The sequence below is a fragment of the Thermodesulfovibrio sp. 1176 genome (assembly GCF_029946585.1).
Taxonomy (GTDB): domain Bacteria; phylum Nitrospirota; class Thermodesulfovibrionia; order Thermodesulfovibrionales; family Thermodesulfovibrionaceae; genus Thermodesulfovibrio.
On record NZ_JARZRZ010000003.1, the window covers coordinates 227,945 to 247,802 of the forward strand.

At 32.9% G+C, this 19,858-nt stretch carries 20 protein-coding genes and 1 tRNA gene; 16 read left to right on the plus strand and 5 right to left on the minus strand.

Features of this window, described 5'->3' with window-relative positions; all coding sequences use genetic code 11:
• Positions 1 to 147 precede the first annotated feature (147 nt).
• Genes QI155_RS07025 through QI155_RS07065 form a run of 9 tightly spaced genes read left to right on the plus strand, consistent with a single transcriptional unit; the run spans position 148 to position 10,398 of the window.
• Entirely contained in the window at positions 148 to 570 is a 423-nt protein-coding gene (locus QI155_RS07025) for a phosphatidylglycerophosphatase A (RefSeq protein ID WP_281321339.1), read from the plus strand.
• A gap of 6 nt (positions 571 to 576) precedes the next feature.
• Positions 577 to 1,137: an RNA 2',3'-cyclic phosphodiesterase gene (thpR, locus tag QI155_RS07030; RefSeq protein ID WP_068859214.1), complete on the plus strand. Its 561-nt coding sequence runs from the start codon at positions 577 to 579 to the stop codon at positions 1,135 to 1,137.
• Positions 1,138 to 1,175: 38 nt separating this feature from the next.
• Positions 1,176 to 2,204, plus strand: coding sequence for a recombinase RecA (gene recA / locus QI155_RS07035; protein ID WP_068859211.1), 1,029 nt, complete (start codon positions 1,176 to 1,178; stop codon positions 2,202 to 2,204).
• Complete coding sequence (locus QI155_RS07040) at positions 2,185 to 2,631, plus strand: regulatory protein RecX (protein ID WP_068859208.1); 447 nt, start codon at positions 2,185 to 2,187, stop codon at positions 2,629 to 2,631. Before recA ends, QI155_RS07040 begins: the two co-directional genes overlap by 20 nt.
• Positions 2,628 to 2,963 (plus strand): hypothetical protein, encoded by a 336-nt coding sequence (locus QI155_RS07045; RefSeq protein ID WP_068859206.1) that lies wholly within the window; start codon positions 2,628 to 2,630, stop codon positions 2,961 to 2,963. Before QI155_RS07040 ends, QI155_RS07045 begins: the two co-directional genes overlap by 4 nt.
• 3 nt (positions 2,964 to 2,966) lie before the next feature.
• On the plus strand, positions 2,967 to 5,588 hold the full coding sequence (alaS, locus tag QI155_RS07050) for an alanine--tRNA ligase (protein WP_281321340.1): 2,622 nt from the start codon (positions 2,967 to 2,969) through the stop codon (positions 5,586 to 5,588).
• A 53-nt stretch (positions 5,589 to 5,641) separates the two neighbouring features.
• Positions 5,642 to 6,985 carry an acetyl-CoA decarbonylase/synthase complex subunit gamma gene (acsC, locus tag QI155_RS07055; RefSeq protein ID WP_281321341.1) on the plus strand — a complete coding sequence of 448 codons (1,344 nt, stop codon included), beginning with the start codon at positions 5,642 to 5,644 and terminating at the stop codon, positions 6,983 to 6,985.
• The gene (gene acsB / locus QI155_RS07060) at positions 6,982 to 9,111 is read left to right on the plus strand and encodes an acetyl-CoA decarbonylase/synthase complex subunit alpha/beta (protein ID WP_068859198.1); all 2,130 of its coding nucleotides are present in this window, start codon (positions 6,982 to 6,984) and stop codon (positions 9,109 to 9,111) included. Before acsC ends, acsB begins: the two co-directional genes overlap by 4 nt.
• A 51-nt stretch (positions 9,112 to 9,162) precedes the next feature.
• Positions 9,163 to 10,398, plus strand: a complete 1,236-nt coding sequence (locus tag QI155_RS07065) for an ATP-binding protein (protein ID WP_068859196.1) — start codon at positions 9,163 to 9,165, stop codon at positions 10,396 to 10,398.
• Positions 10,399 to 10,402: 4 nt separating this feature from the next.
• Here QI155_RS07065 and QI155_RS07070 read toward each other — a convergent pair.
• Positions 10,403 to 10,476, minus strand: a tRNA-Met gene (locus tag QI155_RS07070).
• A 138-nt stretch (positions 10,477 to 10,614) separates the two neighbouring features.
• Between QI155_RS07070 and QI155_RS07075 the strand changes: the two genes are divergently transcribed.
• The 3 genes from QI155_RS07075 (at position 10,615) to QI155_RS07085 (ending at position 13,307) form a co-directional block, all read left to right on the plus strand.
• Positions 10,615 to 10,845 (plus strand): FeoA domain-containing protein, encoded by a 231-nt coding sequence (locus QI155_RS07075; RefSeq protein ID WP_068859194.1) that lies wholly within the window; start codon positions 10,615 to 10,617, stop codon positions 10,843 to 10,845.
• Positions 10,842 to 12,755 (plus strand): ferrous iron transport protein B, encoded by a 1,914-nt coding sequence (gene feoB, locus QI155_RS07080; protein ID WP_068859191.1) that lies wholly within the window; start codon positions 10,842 to 10,844, stop codon positions 12,753 to 12,755. The genes QI155_RS07075 and feoB overlap by 4 nt, the downstream gene beginning before the upstream one ends.
• 69 nt (positions 12,756 to 12,824) lie before the next feature.
• Positions 12,825 to 13,307 (plus strand): adenosine-specific kinase, encoded by a 483-nt coding sequence (locus tag QI155_RS07085; RefSeq protein ID WP_068859186.1) that lies wholly within the window; start codon positions 12,825 to 12,827, stop codon positions 13,305 to 13,307.
• Here QI155_RS07085 and amrS read toward each other — a convergent pair.
• The 4 genes from amrS to QI155_RS07105 all read right to left on the minus strand — a co-directional run bounded on the left by amrS (position 13,304) and on the right by QI155_RS07105 (position 15,721).
• The gene (gene amrS / locus QI155_RS07090; protein ID WP_068859183.1) at positions 13,304 to 14,314 is read right to left on the minus strand and encodes an AmmeMemoRadiSam system radical SAM enzyme; all 1,011 of its coding nucleotides are present in this window, start codon (positions 14,312 to 14,314) and stop codon (positions 13,304 to 13,306) included. The two genes, QI155_RS07085 and amrS, sit on opposite strands and share 4 nt — an antisense overlap.
• Entirely contained in the window at positions 14,314 to 14,559 is a 246-nt protein-coding gene (locus tag QI155_RS07095) for a DUF2934 domain-containing protein (protein ID WP_068859180.1), read from the minus strand. The genes amrS and QI155_RS07095 overlap by 1 nt, the downstream gene beginning before the upstream one ends.
• A gap of 220 nt (positions 14,560 to 14,779) precedes the next feature.
• On the minus strand, positions 14,780 to 15,010 hold the full coding sequence (locus QI155_RS07100; RefSeq protein ID WP_281321380.1) for a transposase: 231 nt from the start codon (positions 15,008 to 15,010) through the stop codon (positions 14,780 to 14,782).
• Positions 15,011 to 15,211: 201 nt separating this feature from the next.
• Positions 15,212 to 15,721 carry a nitroreductase family protein gene (locus QI155_RS07105; protein WP_281321342.1) on the minus strand — a complete coding sequence of 170 codons (510 nt, stop codon included), beginning with the start codon at positions 15,719 to 15,721 and terminating at the stop codon, positions 15,212 to 15,214.
• Positions 15,722 to 15,786: 65 nt separating this feature from the next.
• Here QI155_RS07105 and dapA point away from each other — a divergent pair, with 65 nt between their 5' ends.
• The 4 genes from dapA to QI155_RS07125 are packed head-to-tail and all read left to right on the plus strand — an operon-like array spanning position 15,787 to position 19,780.
• Complete coding sequence (dapA, locus tag QI155_RS07110) at positions 15,787 to 16,662, plus strand: 4-hydroxy-tetrahydrodipicolinate synthase (protein ID WP_068859171.1); 876 nt, start codon at positions 15,787 to 15,789, stop codon at positions 16,660 to 16,662.
• Entirely contained in the window at positions 16,659 to 18,296 is a 1,638-nt protein-coding gene (recN, locus tag QI155_RS07115) for a DNA repair protein RecN (protein WP_281321343.1), read from the plus strand. Before dapA ends, recN begins: the two co-directional genes overlap by 4 nt.
• Positions 18,293 to 19,483 (plus strand): TIGR04013 family B12-binding domain/radical SAM domain-containing protein, encoded by a 1,191-nt coding sequence (locus QI155_RS07120; protein WP_281321344.1) that lies wholly within the window; start codon positions 18,293 to 18,295, stop codon positions 19,481 to 19,483. Before recN ends, QI155_RS07120 begins: the two co-directional genes overlap by 4 nt.
• 51 nt (positions 19,484 to 19,534) lie before the next feature.
• The gene (locus tag QI155_RS07125) at positions 19,535 to 19,780 is read left to right on the plus strand and encodes a hypothetical protein (RefSeq protein ID WP_281321345.1); all 246 of its coding nucleotides are present in this window, start codon (positions 19,535 to 19,537) and stop codon (positions 19,778 to 19,780) included.
• The last annotated feature ends 78 nt before the right edge of the window (positions 19,781 to 19,858 follow it).

Below are 19,858 nucleotides of genomic sequence, written 5' to 3' on the forward strand. Positions count from 1 at the left end.
GAAGAACTTAATTATAAGGATAAAATAAGAATTTTAGGCTTTAGATCATTAAGCTGAAGATATTAAAAGATAAATCTTTAAAATTGCCACCTTAAACTTGACTAAAAATTAAATATAGAACAAAATAAAATTTCAATGTTATACAAAATGATTGCTACTGTTTTTTTTATTGGTTACTGTCCTGTTGCACCAGGGACTGTGGCTTCAGCATTTGCAATGGTTATTTTGTTGATTTTTGCTCCATCAGATACTGTTATTTTATTTATACTAATTACTTCGTTGATTCTTGGAACAGTGGCATCAGAAAAGGTAGCAAAGGAGTCTAATAGTAAAGACCCTTCTTATGTTGTAATAGATGAGTTTGCAGGATATCTTACAGCAGTTGTTTTTCTTCCATTGAATTGGCAGATTCTGGTTGCAGGCTTTGTGTTGTTCCGATTTTTCGATATTCTGAAGCCTCCTCCTATAAGACAGACTCAAAAGATAGCTGGTGGATTAGGAATTATGCTTGATGATTTTCTATCAGGAGTTATCAGTAATCTTTTAATAAGAGTTTTTCTTTTGTTATGATATCCTATGCGTCTTTTTATAGCAATAGAGATACCTAAGGAAATCAAAGAATTTCTTTCTGAATTGAATACTTTTACATCACCCATTGAAGGAGTTAATTTTGTACAGAAAGATAATTTCCATATTACATTGAAATTTCTTGGCGAGGTTGAAGAAAAGTTCATACCTGATTTAACGGATCTTCTTAAATCAATAGCAGAGGAATTTTCTGATTTTACATTAAAGATTACTAATCCTGGAGTTTTCCCTGACAAATTCAAGCCAAGAGTTATATGGATAGGGACTGAAAACACAGATATACTTAAAAAATTAGCAAAAAAGATTGATGATGAACTTTCTCAGTTTGGCTTTCAGAGAGAAGAAAGGGAATTTAAATCTCACATAACTTTGGCAAGAGTGAAAAATCACCAAAATGGAAAGTATGTTTTTGAAAAGATTTTAAGGAGATTTTCTGAGAAATCTCCTGATTTTCAATTTCGTGTCAAAGATTTTGTTTTAATGAAGAGTACTTTAACTCCAAAAGGTTCAATTTACCATGTTTTACAAAGGTTTCTTCTGCTTAAATAGATAAATGGTATAATAAAAAAAAGCCTATGAGGTGATTTATGAATAAGGAAAAATTAAAGGCATTAGAAATTGCCATCTCACAAATTGAAAAAAATTTTGGTAAAGGCGCTATAATGCGTCTTGGAACAAAAGGTCAGGCAGAAGGAATAAGCGTAATTCCAACAGGTTCAATATCTCTTGATATAGCAACAGGTGTTGGAGGATATCCGAGAGGAAGAGTTATAGAGATTTTTGGACCAGAATCCTCTGGTAAAACCACTCTTGCACTTCATGCAATTGCAGAAGCTCAGAGGCTTGGTGGAGTTGCTGCCTTTATAGATGCTGAACATGCCCTTGATGTTAATTATGCTTCAAAACTTGGCGTTGATATTGAAAATTTACTTATAAGTCAGCCTGACACAGGAGAGCAAGCTTTAGAAGTAACAGAAACTCTTGTCCGTAGTGGAGCTGTTGATATTATTGTTATTGATTCAGTTGCTGCTTTGGTACCAAAGGCAGAAATTGAAGGAGAGATGGGAGACAGTCTTCCTGGGCTTCAGGCAAGGCTAATGAGTCAAGCTTTAAGAAAGCTTACTGCAGCCATATCAAAATCTCAAACGGTGGTTATTTTTATAAATCAGTTAAGACAGAAAATTGGTGTAATGTTTGGAAATCCTGAAACAACTCCTGGAGGAACAGCATTAAAATTTTATGCCTCAATGAGACTTGACATAAGAAAGACAGATACCTTAAAGGAAGGACAGGATACAACAGGTGGTAGAGTAAGAGTTAAAATTGTAAAAAATAAAGTTGCTCCTCCCTTTAAACAGGCTGAATTTGATATCTACTTTAATGAAGGAATATCAAAGACAGGTGAAATTCTTGATCTTGCTGTGGAAAAGGGAATTATTGAAAAATCAGGTGCCTGGTACAATTACAACGGAACAAGATTTGCTCAAGGAAGGGAAAATGCTAAGGAGTATTTAAAAAATCATCCTGAAATTTTTAATGAAATTTATAAAAAAGTTTTTGATGCCTATGGATTAAAACAACCAAAGGTTATGGAAGGTGAAAACAAAGCAGAATGAAGCACTGAAATACGCATTGAGGCTGATAGCTAAAAGGGATAGAACAGAAGCTGAATTAATAGATAAACTTAACAGAAAAGGATTTTCTGAAAGAGAAATCGATGAGACAGTTTTTTATCTTAAGCAAAAGGGATTTTTAGATGATACTAAATTCATTGAAAAAGCAGAAAAAATTGCACAGGATAGATTTCTTGGAAATATGGGAATAAAAAACTATCTTGCAAAAAAAGGTATTGATAAAGAATTACTTGAAAATGTTCCAGAAATCGATGAATTTTTAATTGCTCAAAGACTTATCCAGAGAAAACTTCATTTAATAAAAAATGATTCTACAGATAAAAAAAAGTTAAAAATAACAGGATTTCTTCTCAGAAGAGGATTTTCATGGGATACTGTAAATAAATGCTTAAAGGAGGTATTAAAATGAAATTTTTTATTGCTTTATTGACTGCCTTATTTATTTTGGGATGTGCTTCTCAGGGTGTTAGATATACCTATGATGAAATTAAGCATTATCCACCAGATATTCAGGAAAGAATTGCAAAAGGAGAAATAGCACTTGGTATGACAAAGGAGCAGGTAAGGCTTGCATGGGGTAATCCTTCTTCTGTAAGGGTTCTTACTCCTGAAAAGGGAAAACAGAGAGAGGAATGGGTTTATTCATCAGCTTTGGGAATTTTAAAATCAAGGCTTATTTTTGTCGATGGCAAATTGACATATATAATTAGCAATGAACAGAGAATAGTTGGTGAGGAATAATTAATGCAAAGTTCAGATATTAGAAGATTCTTTCTCGAATACTTTGTTTCAAAGGGACATGAACTTGTAAAAAGTTCTCCTCTTATTCCTAAGGATGACCCATCTTTATTATTTACAAATGCTGGTATGGTTCAGTTTAAAAGGGTTTTTCTTGGTGAAGAGCAAAGACCTTATAGCAGAGCCACCACTTGTCAGAAATGCATACGGGCAGGCGGAAAACACAGTGACCTTGAAAATGTTGGTTTTACCGCAAGGCATCATACATTTTTTGAAATGCTTGGAAACTTCTCATTTGGAGATTACTTTAAGAAAGAAGCAATTCTTTTTGCATGGGAGCTTTTAACAGAGTATTTTAAACTTCCAAAGGAAAAACTCTGGGTTTCAATATATAAAGATGATGATGAATCTGCTCATATTTGGGAAAAAGAAGTTGGTATTCCATCAGAAAGGATAGTTCGCCTTGGTGAAAAAGATAACTTCTGGCAGATGGGTGATACAGGTCCCTGTGGACCTTGTTCAGAAATTATAATTGATCAAGGAGAAGACTTTGGATGCGGTAAACCAGACTGCTCTGTTGGTTGTGACTGTGACAGATTTCTTGAACTGTGGAATCTTGTTTTTATGCAGTATAACAAAAATGAGGAAGGCAAACTAACTCCCCTTCCAAAACCAAGTATTGATACAGGAATGGGACTTGAAAGAATCACAGCGGTGCTTCAGGGGAAAAGAACAAATTTCGATACAGACCTTTTTGAACCAATAATTTCAAAAATTTGTTCTGTTTTGAATGTTAATTATGGTAAAGAGAGAAAAACTGATATCTCAATAAAAGTAATTGCAGATCATATCAGAGCTTCTACTTTTTTGATAGCTGAAGGGTTAATTCCTTCTAATGAAGGTAGAGGCTATGTTTTAAGAAGAATTATAAGAAGAGCCTGCAGACATATTAAACTTCTTCAGCATGACAGTGTTGCTTTTTATAAATTTGTTGAGCCTGTAGTTACCTCTCTTGGAACAGTATATCCTGAGATTGTCTCTGAAAGAAAAAGGATTGAAAAGGTTATAAAAATAGAAGAAGAGAGATTCTTAAAAAGCCTTGAAAGGGCTCAGCAAGTCTTTGATGAAATTCTTGAAAATATTAAAAAATCCAGCTCAAATATGATTCCTGGGGAAGAGATTTTTAGACTTTATGATACCTTTGGTTTGCCCATTGATTTAATAAGGGAAATGGTTCAGGAAAAGGATTTACAGATTGACGAAACTGGTTTTTATCGGGAATTAAATAAACAAAGGGAACGTGCTAAGGCAGCTGGAAAAGCTCAGGAAGTTGGAATAAGTGAAGTTTATAAACAGTTGAGGCAGGAGGCTGAGGGTTTAAGATTTATAGGTTACACTGAGCATGAAACAGAGACAGCAATATACGCTATTGTCAAAAATGGTGAGATTGTAAAAACGCTTGATGCAGGTGAAGAAGGAGAAATTTTTCTTTATGAAACCCCTTTTTATGCTGAATCAGGTGGACAGGTTGGTGATACAGGTATAATAATTTCTAATACAGGTAAGGCAGAAGTTATTGATACAAAGAAAATAGGAGACCTTCACTGCCATAAAGTTATAGTTATTGAAGGAAGCATAAAAGAAGATGACAGAGTTTTTGCAAAGATTGATATAGATAGAAGAAAATCAATTGCAAGGAATCATACAGCAACGCATCTTCTTCATTCAGCATTAAAGAGTATTGTTGGGGAACATGTAAAGCAGGCAGGAAGTCTTGTTGCACCAGAAAGACTTCGCTTTGATTTTACCCATTTTGAAGCAGTAACTGATGAGGAATTAAGAGAAATTGAAAGAATTGTTAATGAAAAAATACTTGAAAATCTTCCTGTCAAAACAGAGATAAAATCCCTTGATGAAGCTTTAAATGAGGGAGTTATGGCTCTTTTTGAAGATAAATATGAAGATACTGTAAGAGTTGTTAAAATTCTTGGATTTAGCAAAGAACTTTGTGGTGGTACTCACTGTAGCCAGACAGGTGAAATAGGAAGTTTTTATATTATTTCTGAAGGATCTGTTGCCTCAGGAATTAGAAGGATTGAAGCTGTAACTGGTTCTCAAGCCTATGAATATGCAAACTCCTACAGAGAACAGATAAAAAATATATCGCAACTTCTTAAATCAGCTGAGCCGGTAAAAGCAGTAGAAAGACTTATTAATGATTTAAAGACAAAGGGGCAAGAAATTGAAATCCTTAAGGAAAAACTTATTAGTCAAAACATTGATGAATTTATAAAACAGGCAAAAGATATAAAGGGTGTTAAGGCATTAGCATTAAAATTTGAAGGGTTTGACACAAAAGCTTTAAGAACTCTTTCAGATAAATTAAAAGAAAAGCTTCATCCATCCGTTATCTTACTTGCATCTAAAACAGATGGACAGGGTGTTTTGATTCTCTCAGTCACTAAAGATGCAACAGACAGGTATGATGCTGGAAAACTTTTGAAGAACATATCGCAAACAGTTGGCGGTAAAGGTGGTGGAAGGGTTGATTCTGCCCAGGGTGGATGTCCAGATGGTGAAAGCCTTGACAAAGCGATAGAGGTATTTTACAAATTAATTGAAAACTAATATTTACTTCTTTCTTGTCTTTTGATGGGGTAATTCTTTTTTAAGGAGACAAAATGGCACTTACAGGAATAGAAATATTTAAACTGCTTCCTAAAACAAATTGTAAAAAATGTGGCTTTCCAACATGTCTTGCCTTTGCAATGAAAGTTGCACAGAGTCAAGCAGAAATTGAACAATGCCCTGAGGCATCTGAGGAAGTTAAAGCAAAACTTAAAGAGGCAGCAACCCCACCAATTCGAGGTATAATTTTTGGACCTAAAAATAATTTTATAAAAATTGGAGAAGAACAGTGCCTATACAGGCATGAAAAGAAATTTTTTCATCCGACAGTTTTAGCTTTAAGAATAAAAGACACTGATGAAAATATAGAGGAACAAGTTAATAAAATTTTGGATTCCCAGATTGAAAGAGTAGGCGAGTTTCTTAAAATTGATGCTGTTTTTCTTGAAAATGAATCTAATAATCCACAGAAATTTAAAGAAGCTGTAGAAAAAATAATCAAAAAAGCCGAAATTCCTATAATCTTCGGAACCTTCAATCCTGAATCTGTAGAACAATCTTTGCCCCTTCTATCAAACAATCGTCCAATTCTTTATGGAGCAAATGAGAAAAATGTAAATCAAATGACATCTTTAGCTAAAAAATATAATGTTCCACTTACTGTTACAGCTTATGGAATACAGAATGTTATTTCAATTGTTGAGAGAATTCAAAATCTTGGATTTGAAGATATACTTATTGATACTCAACCAAATAGCGCCCGTGAACTTTTAATTGACAATACATTGATAAGGCGTGCTTCATTAAAAAAGAGAGTTAAAGCAGTTGGATATCCGATTTTCACTTTTATTAAAGAAAAAGAATCATTTTATGAGACAGTTCTTGCCTCTGTAGCAATTCTTAAATATTCATCAATTGTAGTTTTGAATGAAATTCCAAAATGGAAAAATCTCATTTTATTTACATTGAGACAGAATATATATTCAGATCCGCAAGTGCCTATGCAGGTAAAAGAGGATATATATAAAGTTGGCGAGCCCGATGAAAATAGTCCTCTTATTGTTACAACTAATTTTGCTCTTACCTATTTCCTTGTTAAAGGTGAGATTGAAAATAGTAAAGTTCCAACCTGGCTTGCTATAATGGATTGTGATGGGTTAAGTGTTCTTACAGCCTGGGCTGCAGGTAAATTTTCAGCAAGTAAAATTGCTCAGTTTATAAAAGAAAGTGGAATAGAACAAAAATTAGCTCACAGAGAATTAATAATTCCCGGATATGTTGCCATGCTAAAAAGTGCCATTGAAGATAAACTCCCAGGATGGAAGGTTATAATAGGAACTAAAGAAGCAAGTGCAATCCCAGCATTTTTGAAAAATTATGTAAGGAGTAAAGTTTGATAGATCAGATTTTAGAAATCACAAGAAAAGTTATAGATAATCTATCAGACAAGATAAACAATCTTTTAAAGATTGTCTCAAAAAAAGGTATAGTTTCTTTTGAACTTCCAGATACTGCTTATGGAATTCCTTTAATTTATGCTCTTGAAGGTATAAAAATCAACAGAGTTGATGAAATGAAAAAATTTCTTGAGGAAATCATACCTAAACTTAAAAACCAGAATGACTTAAAAAATCTTGGCCTTGCATATTTATATATTGGAGAAATTTATCTTACTCTTCAATACATTAATCAGGAAAATAAAGAAACTCCTTACTATGGTTTTCTTGGCGATACAATTCAGAGAACTCTTGGAGTTCAGCTTGTTGATGGAAGAATTCCAGCAGTGGCAGTTTTACTTGGGGAATTAAATCCAGATGATTTGTTGAAAATTGTGAAAGAGCTTCAGGAAAAGAAAATTCTTACTTTTTTAATTGGTCCTGTTGCTGAAGAATTTATAACAGCAGGTGAAAGATTCGGTTTTGAAGCCTATGTTGTTCCTGTAGGCAAAAATATTGAAGAAACATTGTATGTAATAGACTGGGCTTTAAGAGCTTCTCTTATTTTTGGAGGTCAGACTCCAGGACAGAAAGATGCGATCATTGATTATGTAAGAAAGAGAGTTAACGCCTTTGCAATCTCTTTTGGACAAATTAATGAATTAGCAGTGGCTACTGCTTCAGTAGCTATGTTTTTTGCCTGCCCTGTAATAATAGATCAGGATTTACCAGAAATAATTATTAATGAGATTGCTGAATATCCCCTTTTAGTCACTGAAAAGGACTATTCAAAAATTGTTAAAAAAGCAATTGAGACAAGGGGATTAAAGATAGTTGTTGAAAAACCTCCAATTCCAGTTTCCTATGGACCAGCCTTTGAAGGAGAGAGAGTAAGGAAGGAAGATACATTTATTGAATTTGGTGGACAAAGAACACCAGCCTTTGAATTAGTCCAAATGAAAGATTTAACAGAAATAGAGGATGAAAAAATTCACATAATTGGCAAAGAATGGCAATTTCGTTATGAAAAGGGTGGACAGATGCCTCTCGGAATAATTATTAATGTGGCTGGTAAAAAGATGCAGAAGGATTTTGAACCTGTCATTGAGCGTCAGATTCATACTTTTATAAATGAAGCAGAGGGACTTTGGCACATCGGTCAGAGAGACATAAACTGGATAAGAATAAGCAAAAAAGCAAAGGAAGCTGGCATAACCCTGGAACATCTTGGAGTAATCTTGACCACAATGACAAAGGCAAGATTTCGTAGTATTGTTGATAAAGTTGAGGTTTATCTTTATATTAATCAAGAAGATGTTATTAATTTAAGACAAGAGGCAAGAAAACAGTACAAGGAGAGAGATTTAAGGCTTGCCAAGCTAACAGATGAAGATGTTGATAAATTTTACTCCTGTTTGCTCTGTCAGAGTTTTGCTCCAAAGCATGTATGTGTGATAACACCAGAACGTCCTGGATTATGCGGAGCCTTTACATGGCTTGATGCAAAGGCAGCCTATGAGATTGAACCAACAGGTGGAAATCAGCCAGTTGAAAAAGGTGAGCTACTTGATCCAGTTTATGGTAGATACAGTGGAATAGATGAATATGTAAAAAAACACTCTGGCGGTGAAACAGAGACAATAAATCTTTACTCAATAATGGAAAATCCTATGACATCCTGTGGATGCTTTGAATGTATTGTAGCAGTAGTTCCAGAGGCAAACGGAGTATTGATTGTAAACAGAGGATATGGTGGAATGACACCAATTGGTATGAAGTTTTCAACCCTTGCAGGTATGATAGGTGGTGGAGTTCAAACTCCGGGATTTATGGGAGTTGGAGTAAATTACATTACTTCAAGAAAGTTTCTTAAAGGTGATGGTGGAATAAGAAGAATTGTATGGATGCCAAAGGAGTTAAAAGAAAGAATAAAAGAGAGCTTCAAGAAAAGAGTTGATGAAGAAGGCATATCTGATCTAATGGATAAAATTGCCGATGAAACAGTCTGTGAAGACATAGAATGCCTATTAGAATTTCTCACAAAAGTTAACCATCCCGCTTTAGAAATGGAACCAATAATAAAATAATCCGATAATTTTTTAACTTGACTTTTATTTTTCTCGGGTTTATAATAAAGCATGCTTATAAAAAGATACATTTTTCAAGAATTAATTGAGCATCTATATAAGAAGGAGATTTCCTTCATAGTTGGTCCAAGACAGGCAGGAAAAACTACACTTATGAATATTTTACAAGATTATCTCAATAAAAAAGGAGAAAAAACTCTTTTTTTAAGTCTTGATTTTGAGAGGGATATGCCACATTTCAAAACACAGTTAGATCTGGTTCAAAGGCTTAAGCTTGAGTTTGGAAATAAGAAAGGCTATGTTTTCATTGATGAGATACAGAGAAAGGAAAATGCTGGATTTTTTTTAAAAGGACTTTATGATATGAACTTACCATATAAGTTTATTGTTTCTGGTTCTGGTGGTGTTGATTTGAAAGAAAAAATAAAAGAATCATTAATTGGTAGAAAAAGAATTTTTGAGTTAAACACACTGTCTTTAAAGGAGTTTTTAAACTTTAAAACAGAATATAAATATGAAGAAATGCTCAATGAATACTTGAAAATAGATCAGCAGGCAATGAATTTATTTATGGAATATATGAATTTTGGTGGATATCCAAGAGTTGTTCTTGAAGAGACTCTTCACGAAAAAAAAATGATTATTGATGAGATATTTAGAAGTTACATAGAAAAGGACATATCATTTTTATTGAAAATTGAGAAAATTGGTGTATTTTCAAATCTAATAAAAATTCTTTCATCTCAGATAGGAAATCTTGTTAATTTCAATGAATTATCAACCACTGTAGGAGCATCTCTTCAGACAATTAAGAATTATATTTACTATGCTGAAAAAACTTTTGTTATAAGAAGAATAACGCCTTTTTTCAGAAATATAAGAAAGGAAATTTCTAAAACTCCTATTTTTTATTTTAATGATTTGGGTTTAAGAAATTATGCGATAGGATTATTTGGTAAATTAACAGAAACTTTTCAAGCTGGTTTCCTATTTCAAAATCTTATTTACAATCTTCTGATTGATAAATTTGCAAGAACTGGTGTAACAATTCATTACTGGCGAACTAAAGATAAAGCAGAAGTAGACTTTATAGTAGATTTAAAAGACAGGATAATTCCAGTAGAGGCAAAGTGTACAAGATTCCCAAAAATAGAGAGGTCACTTAAAAGTTTTATTGCAAAATATAAAACTGAGGAAGCATGGATTGTAAATCTTGGTTTTAAAGAAACAGTGAAAGTTGATAATACTTCGGTAAAATTTTTACCTTTCTGGGAAATTATAGAATAAAAAATGGCGGCGAAGGGATTCGAACCCCTGACACGACGGATATGAGCCGTCTGCTCTGACCAACTGAGCTACGCCGCCGAACAGTAATAATATATCAAAATCATCATTTTTTTGGCAAATTTTAGAAATACATACATATTGTGCATTACCATTTTATTGCAACAGACTATTAAAATGTTTTATTATTAACAATAGTTTTTTTAATGTGAGGGTATAATGAAAACATTGGTTAATATAGATAATGGAAAAAAGGTAAAAATTTTAAAAATTTCAGGTGGAAGAGGAATTAGGCAGCATCTTCAGTGTTTGGGTATTCATATAGGTGATATTGTTACTATCAAAAAAAGTTCTTTTTTAGGTGGTCCTGTTCTTTTAGAAATAAATGGTTATGATGTTGCATTGGGCAAAGGGGTAGCATCAAGGATTGAAGTTGAGGAAGTTGAATGAGAATAGCCTTTGTCGGGCAACCCAATGCAGGAAAAAGTACCATATTCAATGGGCTCGCTGGGTATAAGACAATAACAGCTAATTTCCCTGGACAAACAGTCCACTACACAGTAAGTAAAGTAACTGTCGGAGATGAAACTTTTGAAATCGTTGATTTGCCAGGTATTTATTCCCTTACAGCAATTGATAAGGCTGAATTAGAGTCAAGAAAATATATTCTTTCTGGACAAACAGATGTGGTAGTAAATGTAATTGATGCATCAACACTTTCAAGAAGTCTTGAATTGACTTTACAACTTACAGAATTACAAGTTCCGATGGTTATCTGTCTAAATATGATTGATGAAGCAAGAAGAAAGGGAATGGAAATTAATATAGAGAAACTTTCTAAAATTTTCGGTGTTCCAGTTATTGAGACTGTTGCTAATAAAGGAATAGGACTTGATAAAATATTTATTTCTGCTAAGGAAGCTTATTATAAAAGATTAATTCCCAATATACAATCATTTCATAAGGATATAGAAGAAAGAATTGAGGAAATTGAAAAGATAATTCCAGAGGAATTTTTTTCAAAGATTCCCAAAAGGTATATAGCTGTAAAACTATTAGAAGGAGATGAGGAATTAACTGAAGAAATTAAAAAATATCCTGAAGTTTTAAATAAAGTCAGGGAAATAAGAGAAGAAATAAAATCTTCCCATGGTCGTCATGCTGATACTGTGATTTCCTCAGAAAGACATGCTTTAACAATGAATATTTTTGAAGAAGTGACTAAAATAGGTGAACCATTAAAATCGACAAGAGAAAAAATTGATGATTTACTTACCAATAGATACCTCGGCTATCCACTATTATTTTTAATTTTATTTGGAATTTTTTTTATAGTTTTTGAGATAGGAAAATTAATTGAAGAACCGTTAATTTCAATTTTTGATTCTTTTATTCAGAAGCTGCCTACCATTGTGAAAGAAGATTCTCTAACCTTTTTTATCCTAAAAGGATTGTTAGAGGGATTTTCTGGAGGTCTTGGTGTTGCTATACCTTATTTAATACCTTTTTTCATAGGTCTTACAATTTTGGAAGATATTGGATATCTTCCAAGAATGGCTTTTTTAATGGATACAGTAATGCATCGCATTGGATTACATGGTAAAAGTGTTCTTCCTTTCATTATTTCCTATGGATGTAATGTTCCTGGTGTTATGGCAACAAGAATACTTGAATCACCAAGAGATCGTTTTATTACGGCAACTCTCTCGGTTCTAATACCCTGTGCAGCAAGAACTACTGTAATATTTGGACTTGTAGGAGCTTATATTGGTGGAATAGCAGCAGCTGGATTATACATTTTTAATCTATTTGTAATTATGATATTGGGAGCTATATTAACAAAATTTATTCCTGAGATTACACCTGGATTAATTATGGAAATTCCTCCCTTAAGGATTCCAACTTTTAAAAATGTCTTTATGAAAACATGGCTTAGATTAAAGGATTTTATTTTAGTTGCTTGGCCCCTTTTAATTATTAGTAGTATAATTTTAAGTTTCTTAGAGTATTTTAAAATTGATACAATAATTAATTTAGTTTTCTTCCCATTGGTTAGCTGGATTTTAGGACTACCAGAGCAAACAGGTTTAACACTTCTTTTTGGTATTTTAAGAAAAGAACTTTCAATGATAATGCTCTTTCAGGCTATGGATACAACAGATTTAAGCAAAGTTATGACAAATACACAGTTGATTATTTTTACAATCTTCACAATCTTCTACATTCCCTGTGTAGGGACAATTGGTGCATTAATAAGAGAATTAGGAACTAAAAAAACTCTTATAGTAAGTATTTTAACCATTTTGTTAGCTATAATTCTTTCATTAATCATCAGAATATTGCTATCGATTTTTGGATAAAAGAATATTAGCTAAATATTAAATTTTTCGTTATAATTAATCATATCATTTATTTCCTGGAGGTGGATTATGGAAATTAAAAGCGTAAAAGTTAATATTCCAGATGGTTGTAATATTATTATTGGACAGACTCACTTTATAAAAACAGCTGAAGATTTGTATGAGATACTTGCAACCCATATACCTCATGCTAAGTTTGCTGTTGCTTTTACAGAAGCCTCAGGTCCCTGCTTGATTCGTTCAGAGGGAAATGATGAAGAACTCAAAGAGGCATGTATACAAAATCTTTTAAATATTGGTGCAGGACATGTGTTTTGTATTCTAATAAAAGGTGCTTTTCCAATAAGCATTTTGAATGCAATTAAAATGTGTCAGGAAGTATGTAATATCTATTGTGCAACAGCAAATCCTCTTGAAGTCGTAGTTGCAGAAACAGAACAGGGAAGGGGAATAATGGGCGTAATAGACGGTTCATCTCCAAAGGGAGTAGAAAAAGAAGATGACCGTCAGCGCAGAAAGGAATTTTTAAGAAAAATTAATTATAAACTTTAAGGTAGTCCAACTCCTTCTATAGGGTTTCCGCAATTATTACAGCGGGAACCCTTTAAATTTATTTTGTTAATAAAATAGCCAAATCTTTCAATAACAAGATTTTTACAGTTCGGGCAATATGTATTTTCTCCTCCTTCACCTGGAACATTTCCAGTATAAACAAACTTCAATCCTTCTTCAAAACCAATTTGTCTTGCTCTTTTTAAGACCTCTACAGGTGTTCTTGGTTTATTTGTCAGTTGGTAGGTTGGATAAAATTGAGTTACATGCCACGGTATCGCAGGATCTACAGAAACAAGAAATTTAGCAGTTTTTCTTAAAAAATCTTCGGAACTGTTTAGTTCAGGTATTACTAAAGTAGTTACTTCCACCCATACTCCAAGTTCCCTTAGAAGTGCTATGTTTTTCAGTACAGGTTCTAACCTTGCACCACAGATTTTTTTATAAAATTCTTCGTCTCCTTTAAGATCTACATTTATTCCATCAAGATATGGTGCAATGAAACGGAGAGCTTCTTCAGACATGTAACCATTACTTACAAATACATTCTTAATTCTTTCTTTATAGGCTAAAACCATGCAATCATATGCAAATTCAAGAAAAATAGTCGGTTCTGTATAAGTATAAGATATACTTTTACAACCGCTTGCTCTTGCTTCTTTTACTACATCTTCAGCAGAAAAATATTCTCCTGGAATATCCTTGTAAAGCTTTGGATATTGAGATATGGTATAGTTTTGGCAATGAAGGCATTTAAAATTACATCCTATTGTAGCAATTGAATAAGAAGCAGACCCTGGATAAAAATGGAAAAGAGGTTTTTTTTCAATTGGATCAATATGATAAGCAATTATTTTGCCATAGACGAGACTATAAAGTTTGCCATCTTTGTTTTCTCTTACTCCACAAATTCCTCTTGCATCTGGAGAGATTATACAATGATGATTACAAAGTCCGCATTTTACCTTTCCATCGGAGAGTTTTTCATAAAATAAAGCTTCTTTCATTATTTTTTCCTTTTTTCTTTACTTTCTCTTTTGGTAGAGGAACCTCTTTTGCATACTCTCTTAGTTTTTTTCTTTTCTGTTTTTTCTTCAGATTCTTCTGATTGAATAAGCCCATATTTTTCAAAAATAATTCTTTTAGCTTCGAGCCAGTTGTCAAGATCTCTTCCAGGAATACAGCCACTTTTAACATAAATTTCATAGGCAACCTGTCTTATTTCTTCTTCAAGTCTTTCCTCATCAATCATTTTTTCACCTCCTTTTTCAGTAAATCTTTCTTAAGTATATCAAAAATTGCCATTATTTTTCAGCGTTTTGAACAACCTCGTAATCATATAATTGGAATGAGTTCATTCAGCAACGCCTCAGTATGATGCCTCGGGACAAAAGCATCCCAAAAAGTCCATGACTTTTTGGTCCCCCGATATTGGTCCCTAAAATTACAGATAAACGAAAGACAGACTTTCTTCAATCAACAATTTTAGGTGGTTTCCCTGAAGTGTCAAAAGTTTTTTTAACAATGTCCCTAAGAACCTGTATTTCAAGTTCCTTTTCTGCTAAGAGTCTTTTGAGTCTTAAGTTTTCATCTTCAAGGACTTTTAGTCGTTTTGCCTCAGAAGAGGACATGCCTTTGAATTTCTGTCTCCACTTGTCGAAGGCACTTCTTGATATTGAGTATTTTCTGCATACTCCAGCTATAGAGTTACCTGGAAGTTCAGCTTAAGATAGAATTTGGATGATTTTTTCTACTGGATATTTTGTTTGTCTCATTACAAACACTCCCATTTTTATTATACATTCACACTTTTGTTATTCCAAAAATGGGGTGCAGGTCAAGTATTGTTCATAAACTGACAAAAAAGATGGATGATGGGCAGAGGTCTTTAAAAAGACTTAAAATTATATAATTTTTATTATTACTTCTTCGAGAGTTTTAACTTTTTTAGGATGAGGTATTTCATCAGGATAGCCAATGCCTATACAGGCAATAATTCTTATATTTTCAGGTATGGGGATTACTTTTCTTATATGATCTTCTCTTTCTTGAGATTCTGGATTATAGATTGCTCCCCAGCAGGCTCCCAATCCTAAGGAATGAGCTTCAAGTAAAAGACACATTAAAGCACATCCCATATCTTCAAGCCAGTGATTACTCTTTTTTTCATCAGCAAGGGCAATAAAAACATAGGGTGCGCCTTCAAGAAATTTTGTAAAAGGTTGGGCTTTTGAAATCTCCATGATCTTTTCTTTATCTTTAACAATGATAAAATACCAAGGCTGTGAATTTCTTGCAGATGGAGCATAAAGGGCTGCTTCAATGCATCTTTTAATTAAATCCTCTGGTGGAGCATCTTTTTTGTATTTTCTGATGCTTCTTCTGCTTTTTATTATTTCAAAAATATCTTGCATAAAAAATTATATCACATTTTTAAGTTATGGTATAATTTCATAAAAACTTTTTAAGGAGGAATAAGATGTTTAAAGGTTCAATGGTTGCAATTGTAACACCCTTTAAGAAGGGTAAGATTGATGAGAAGGCTTTGGAAAAGCTTATTGAATGGCATATAAAAGAAGGAACCCATGCTATTGTTCCCTGTGGTACAACAGGTGAAGCATCAACCCTTGATTATGAAGAACATTACAGGGTGATTGAAATTACAGTAAAGGTAGTTAACAAACGAATACCAGTTATTGCAGGAACAGGTTCCAATTCAACAGAAGAGGCAATAATGATTGCAAGTAAAGCAGAAAAATTAGGTGCCGATGGCTCTCTTTCAGTAACTCCCTATTATAATAAACCAACACAGGAAGGACTTTATAGACATTTCAAGGAAATTGCAGACAAAACAGGATTACCAATGATTCTTTATAATGTTCCCGGACGAACTTCACTGAATATGCTTCCTCAGACAGTGGCTCGACTTGCAGAGCATCCAAGAATCGTTGGAATTAAAGAAGCCACAGGAGATATGAAGCAAGTAAGCGAAATAATAAGACTTTGTGGCCCTGACTTTGCTGTTATTTCTGGTGATGATTTTACAAATCTTCCTCTTTTAGCACTTGGTGGAAAAGGTTTTATCTCCGTAACTGCAAACATTTGTCCAAAAGATATGGCAGAATTGTTTAATTCATGGGAAAGAGGAGATATTGCCCGTGCCAGGGAGATTCATTATAAACTTGAACCAATTAACAAAGCAATGTTTATTGAGACAAATCCAATACCTGTAAAAACAGCTCTTGCAATGATGGGTAAAATTAAAGAAGAATTCAGACTTCCTCTATGTGAGATGTCTGAGGCAAATAAACAAAAACTTGCGGAGGTTTTGCGTAGCACTGGTCTTATTAAATGATTGAAGAACTTAGGATCAAAAACTTTGCAATCATTGACAGTCTCTCAATCCCATTAAAAGAGGGTTTTAATGTCCTTACAGGTGAGACAGGAGCAGGAAAATCCATAATTGTTGATGCAATTGGAGTTTTACTGAAAGAAAAAGTATCTGCTTCCGATTTTGTGAAACATGGTAAAGATGAAGCGGTCATAGAGGTTGTCCTTACTGATGTAAAAATTGATGATTCAGAAGATGACTTAGTAATTCTTAGAAAAATTCTCTCAATTCATGGTAAGACAAGGTCCTATATAAATGATTCAGTTTATACAGTCCAGGGATTTGTAAAAATTGCATCTCAATTCATAAATATTCATGGTCAGCACGAGCATACATATCTACTAAAGAAGGAAAACCATATTGATTTTCTTGATACAATTGCAGGATTAAATGAGGAAGTAAAAGAGTTTACTAACCTTTATGAAAAAGTTATTGATTTAAAAGATAAAATTGATAGTTTAAAAAAAGAATTAATCACAAAAAAACAAAAAAGGGAGCTCATGGAGTTTCAGCTTAATGAGATTGAATCTGCTCAAATTAAAGAAGGAGAGGAAGAGGAGCTAAATGAACAAAGAGGCATTCTTAAAAATGTTTTAAAGCTTAAGGAACTCTCTGAGAAAGCCTTCAGCCTTCTTTATGATGGTAAAAATTCAGTTTATGAAAATCTATCTCAAACACTAACAACTCTTAAGGATCTTTCTCGTTTTGACTCAAAAGCAGAGGAACCAAAAGTTCTTATTGAATCAAGTCTTGCCCAGATTGATGAAGTAATTCATTTTTTAAGAAAACTCAAAGAAAGCTATGAGCCAGATCCTATTACTCTTGAGAAGATAGAGGAAAGAATAGCACTTATAAACAAGTTGAAATCAAAATATGGAGGTTCAATAAAAGAAATTCTTGAATATGCAGAAAATATAAAAAAAGAATTAAACATGTTCAGTATTTCTGAGGAAGAAGTTAAAAAATTAGAAGAGGAATTAAAAAGGTTTCAATCACAATTAAATGAAAAGGCAGAAGAGCTTTCACAAAAAAGAAAAAATCTTGGTAAAAAAATTGAAAAAGAAGTTACTGAAGAACTAAAGGAAGTAGGATTCAGCAATCCTCAGTTTGAAATAAGGTTTAGTGAAAAAGAGATTTCTTTAAAGGGTAAGGATGATGTGGAGTTTTATTTTTCAGCAAATCCTGGAGAGCCTCCAAAGCCTTTAAGTAAAGTTGCCTCTGGCGGAGAACTTTCTCGTCTTATGCTTGCCCTTAAATGTGTTGAGCTTAAGGAGGCTAAAAGGAATGTAAAATCAATGACGTTGATATTTGATGAAATTGATGCAGGCATTGGAGGTACTGCAGCAGAAAATGTAGGAAGAAGACTAAAGGAGCTTGCAAAGCATCATCAGGTGCTTTGTGTAACCCATTTACCTCAAATTGCTTCACAGGCTCAGTATCATTTGAAGGTTGAAAAAATAACAGAAGAAGAAAAAACAGTTGTAAAAGTTCAGTTATTAATTGATACGGAAAGAAAAGAGGAAATTGCCCGGATGTTAAGTGGCAGAATAACAGAAAGATCCTTATTTCACGCTGAAGAACTTCTTCAGAGTAAATGAAAATTTTTTTCTATGAAACAAAATTTAACAGATACAGCATAACTGTCTTAATTGCTTCTTTAGAGCATGCAGGATTAATTGATAAAATTGAAATTGAAATTTTTAAAGATACTGATATTGAAAATATTTTGAATAAAGAGATAAAAGGTATTTTTTGCTTTTCCTTTTGTTCACCTCAGTGGGAAAAAATAAAAGAAATTTTAGAAAAAATTAAATCAGTATCACCTAATTCGCTTTTTTTAGCAGGTGGACCTCATCCATCAGGTGCTCCTAAGGAGACTCTTCAAGCTGGCTTTGACTATGTTTTTGTTGGAGAAGGGGAAAAGAATTTCCCAGAATTAATAGAAAAAATAATGCATGGAAAGGTTTTTCCAAATATAATTCATGGTGAAAAAGTTGATATTGATAATTATCCTGCATGGAGTTTGAAACACAAAAAATTTTCACCTCTTGAAATAACTCGAGGATGTCCTTATGCCTGCAAATTTTGTCAAACAAGTTATCTTTTCGGAACAAAGCCAAGACATCGGAACATTGAAAGCATCCTTAAACATGTGGAAATTTTTATTAAACAGGGGATGAGGGATTTAAGATTTATTACCCCAAATGCTTTATCCTATGCGTCAGAGGATGGAAAAACATTAAATTTAGTAGCAGTTGAAGAACTTCTTAAAAGCATCAAATCTTTATCAAAGGATATAAGGATATTTTTTGGTACTTTTCCATCTGAAGTAAGACCTGAACATGTTACTCCTGAAGCATTGGAAGTTATAAAACCATATATATCAAATAAAACTTTAACAATTGGTGCTCAATCAGGAAGCGACAGAATTCTTGATAAAATTCATAGAGGTCATTCAGTTGAAGATGTTTACAATGCAGTGAATAATGCAATAAATGCAGGATTTTTTGTAAATGTTGATTTTATTTTTGGACTTCCCGGTGAAACAGCTTCGGATCAGGCAGATACTATAAAATTGATGGAGACATTAATAAATCTTGGACACAAGAAGAATATAGAAGTTAAAATTCACAGTCATTACTTTATTCCTCTTTCAGGAACTCCCTTTGCAAAGGAAAAGCCTATAAAACTTTCTCGAAATTTAACTCAATTTATGGGTAAACTCTATAATTTAAAGAATATATTTGGAAAATGGTATGAACAAAAGCTGTATAGTGAATATTAAAAATTTTTCTGTATCTATTTTAGAACTAATTGTATTATAATTGGATTAAGCATGGAAACTAAAATATATGAAATTGAAGAAAAATGTACACTGAAACAAAAATTTGGAAAATGTTTTATAACATTAAGATTAGCTCTTTTCTGCATGGATTGTTTTACAATTCATATACAGGATAGATGTCCAAACTGCCTTTCAAACAATTCAGTAAGATTAATAGAGTTGTTTTTATCTGAACCAGACCCCTCTGATGAGAAAATCAGAGAGGTCATACGCAAGAAATTTCTTGAAAATTATTAGGTTTTCTGTTTTTAAACAAAATTTGTTAAAAACTTTGTTAATCTTCAGAGAAACTTACGATAAAACCAGAAAAAATTG

Excerpts from the sequence above, each read along its gene's own strand:
- QI155_RS07025 (WP_281321339.1), top strand. The coding sequence starts at position 148 with ATGATTGCTACTGTTTTTTTTATTGGTTACTGTCCTGTTGCACCAGGG.
- thpR (WP_068859214.1), top strand. The coding sequence starts at position 577 with ATGCGTCTTTTTATAGCAATAGAGATACCTAAGGAAATCAAAGAATTT.
- recA (WP_068859211.1), top strand. The coding sequence starts at position 1,176 with ATGAATAAGGAAAAATTAAAGGCATTAGAAATTGCCATCTCACAAATT.
- QI155_RS07045 (WP_068859206.1), top strand. The coding sequence starts at position 2,628 with ATGAAATTTTTTATTGCTTTATTGACTGCCTTATTTATTTTGGGATGT.
- alaS (WP_281321340.1), top strand. The coding sequence starts at position 2,967 with ATGCAAAGTTCAGATATTAGAAGATTCTTTCTCGAATACTTTGTTTCA.
- acsC (WP_281321341.1), top strand. The coding sequence starts at position 5,642 with ATGGCACTTACAGGAATAGAAATATTTAAACTGCTTCCTAAAACAAAT.
- QI155_RS07065 (WP_068859196.1), top strand. The coding sequence starts at position 9,163 with ATGCTTATAAAAAGATACATTTTTCAAGAATTAATTGAGCATCTATAT.
- QI155_RS07075 (WP_068859194.1), top strand. The coding sequence starts at position 10,615 with ATGAAAACATTGGTTAATATAGATAATGGAAAAAAGGTAAAAATTTTA.
- feoB (WP_068859191.1), top strand. The coding sequence starts at position 10,842 with ATGAGAATAGCCTTTGTCGGGCAACCCAATGCAGGAAAAAGTACCATA.
- QI155_RS07085 (WP_068859186.1), top strand. The coding sequence starts at position 12,825 with ATGGAAATTAAAAGCGTAAAAGTTAATATTCCAGATGGTTGTAATATT.
- amrS (WP_068859183.1), bottom strand. The coding sequence starts at position 14,314 with ATGAAAGAAGCTTTATTTTATGAAAAACTCTCCGATGGAAAGGTAAAA.
- QI155_RS07095 (WP_068859180.1), bottom strand. The coding sequence starts at position 14,559 with ATGATTGATGAGGAAAGACTTGAAGAAGAAATAAGACAGGTTGCCTAT.
- QI155_RS07105 (WP_281321342.1), bottom strand. The coding sequence starts at position 15,721 with ATGCAAGATATTTTTGAAATAATAAAAAGCAGAAGAAGCATCAGAAAA.
- dapA (WP_068859171.1), top strand. The coding sequence starts at position 15,787 with ATGTTTAAAGGTTCAATGGTTGCAATTGTAACACCCTTTAAGAAGGGT.
- recN (WP_281321343.1), top strand. The coding sequence starts at position 16,659 with ATGATTGAAGAACTTAGGATCAAAAACTTTGCAATCATTGACAGTCTC.
- QI155_RS07120 (WP_281321344.1), top strand. The coding sequence starts at position 18,293 with ATGAAAATTTTTTTCTATGAAACAAAATTTAACAGATACAGCATAACT.
- QI155_RS07125 (WP_281321345.1), top strand. The coding sequence starts at position 19,535 with ATGGAAACTAAAATATATGAAATTGAAGAAAAATGTACACTGAAACAA.